1 rRNA gene is annotated in these 2,831 nt (G+C 54.0%); it reads left to right on the top strand.

Going from position 1 to position 2,831, the window contains the following annotated elements:
* Positions 1-3: 3 nt before the first annotated feature.
* Positions 4-2,831: ribosomal RNA gene (locus ACWXW9_RS28785) — 23S ribosomal RNA — on the top strand; the annotation flags it as partial.

Raw genomic sequence — 2,831 nt, 5'->3', positions numbered from 1 at the left:
CTAGGTTAAGCTACAAAGAGCACACGGAGGATGCCTAGGCGCCAGGAGCCGACGAAGGACGTGGCGAACAACGATAAAGCCTCGGGGAGCTGTAAGCAAGCTTTGATCCGGGGATGTCCGAATGGGGAAACCCGGCTGTCTTCATCGACAGTCACTTTCTGCTGAATACATAGGCAGAACAGAGGCATACCAGGGGAACTGAAACATCTAAGTACCCTGAGGAAGAGAAAACAATAGTGATTCCGTCAGTAGCGGCGAGCGAACGCGGATTAGCCCAAACCAAGGAGCTTGCTCCTTGGGGTTGTGGGACGTCTCACATGGAGTTACAAAGGAACCGGTTAGATGAAGAGGTCTGGAAAGGCCCGCCAGAGAAGGTAAAAGCCCTGTAGTTCAAAACTTGTTCTCTCCGAGACGGATCCCGAGTAGTGCGGGGCACGTGAAACCCCGTATGAATCCGGCAGGACCATCTGCCAAGGCTAAATACTCCCTGGCGACCGATAGTGAAGCAGTACCGTGAGGGAAAGGTGAAAAGCACCCCGGAAGGGGAGTGAAATAGATCCTGAAACCGTGTGCTTACAAGAAGTCAGAGCCCTATTAATGGGTGATGGCGTGCCTTTTGTAGAATGAACCGGCGAGTTACGTTCCCGTGCAAGGTTAAGGTGAAGAGCTGAAGCCGCAGCGAAAGCGAGTCTGAATAGGGCGAATTGAGTACGTGGACGTAGACCCGAAACCGGGTGATCTACCCCTGTCCAGGGTGAAGGTGCGGTAACACGCACTGGAGGCCCGAACCCACGCATGTTGAAAAATGCGGGGATGAGGTGGGGGTAGCGGAGAAATTCCAATCGAACCCGGAGATAGCTGGTTCTCCCCGAAATAGCTTTAGGGCTAGCCTCGGAATAAGAGTCGTGGAGGTAGAGCACTGATTGGGTGCGGGGCCCGCAAGGGTTACCAAGCTCAGTCAAACTCCGAATGCCATAGACTTAGTTCCGGGAGTCAGACAGTGAGTGCTAAGATCCATTGTCGAAAGGGAAACAGCCCAGACCATCAGCTAAGGTCCCCAAGTGTGTGTTAAGTGGGAAAGGATGTGGAGTTGCACAGACAACCAGGATGTTGGCTTAGAAGCAGCCACCATTGAAAGAGTGCGTAATAGCTCACTGGTCGAGTGACTCTGCGCCGAAAATGTAACGGGGCTAAACACGCCACCGAAGCTATGGCTTGATGCTATGCATCAGGGGTAGGGGAGCGTTGAATGCGGGTTGAAGGTGTACCGTAAGGAGCGCTGGACTGCATTCAAGTGAGAATGCCGGTATGAGTAACGAAAAGATCTGTGAGAATCAGATCCGCCGAAAGCCTAAGGGTTCCTGAGGAAGGTTCGTCCGCTCAGGGTAAGTCGGGACCTAAGGCGAGGCCGATAGGCGTAGTCGAAGGACAACAGGTCGAAATTCCTGTACCACCGTAATCCGTTATGAGCAATGGGGTGACGCAGTAGGGTAGTGACGCGGACTGATGGATGTCCGTCTAAGCAGTGAGGCTGGTGTGTAGGCAAATCCGCACATCGTTAAGGCTGGGCTGTGATGGGGAGCGAAAATTATAGTAGCGAAGGTCATGATCTCAGACTGCCAAGAAAAGCCTCTAGCCAGGAGAAGGTGCCCGTACCGCAAACCGACACAGGTAGGCGAGAAGAGAATTCTAAGGCGCGCGGAAGAACTCTCGTTAAGGAACTCGGCAAAATGACCCCGTAACTTCGGGAGAAGGGGTGCCTCGGTAGGGTGAATAGCCCGAGGGGGCCGCAGTGAAAAGGCCCAAGCGACTGTTTAGCAAAAACACAGGTCTGTGCGAAGCCGCAAGGCGAAGTATACGGGCTGACGCCTGCCCGGTGCTGGAAGGTTAAGGGGAGTGGTTAGTCCTTCGGGGCGAAGCTATGAACCGAAGCCCCAGTAAACGGCGGCCGTAACTATAACGGTCCTAAGGTAGCGAAATTCCTTGTCAGGTAAATTCTGACCCGCACGAATGGCGTAACGACTTGGGCGCTGTCTCAACGAGAGATCCGGTGAAATTTTAATACCTGTGAAGATGCAGGTTACCCGCGACAAGACGGAAAGACCCCATGGAGCTTTACTGCAGCTTGATATTGAATTTGGGTACGATCTGTACAGGATAGGTGGGAGCCGTTGATCCTTGAGCGCCAGCTTGAGAGGAGGCATCCTTGGGATACCACCCTGATCGTATCTAGGTTCTAACTTGGTACCGTGATCCGGTGCGAGGACAGTGTCAGGTGGGCAGTTTGACTGGGGCGGTCGCCTCCTAAAGAGTAACGGAGGCGCCCCAAGGTTCCCTCAGAATGGTTGGAAATCATTCGAAGAGTGCAAAGGCAGAAGGGAGCTTGACTGCGAGACCTACAAGTCGAGCAGGGACGAAAGTCGGGCTTAGTGATCCGGTGGTACCGCATGGAAGGGCCATCGCTCAACGGATAAAAGCTACCCTGGGGATAACAGGCTTATCTCCCCCAAGAGTCCACATCGACGGGGAGGTTTGGCACCTCGATGTCGGCTCATCGCATCCTGGGGCTGAAGTAGGTCCCAAGGGTTGGGCTGTTCGCCCATTAAAGCGGTACGCGAGCTGGGTTCAGAACGTCGTGAGACAGTTCGGTCCCTATCTGTCGTGGGCGTAGGAAATTTGAGAGGAGCTGTCCTTAGTACGAGAGGACCGGGATGGACGTACCGCTGGTGTACCAGTTGTTCCGCCAGGAGCACCGCTGGGTAGCTATGTACGGAAGGGATAAGCGCTGAAAGCATCTAAGCGTGAAGCCCCCCTCAAGATGAGATTTCCCA

This window comes from Paenibacillus sp. LT-B23 (assembly GCF_059417685.1).
Note: the sequence above shows the minus strand (reverse complement) of the source record. Positions and strands in the feature narration are given on the sequence as shown.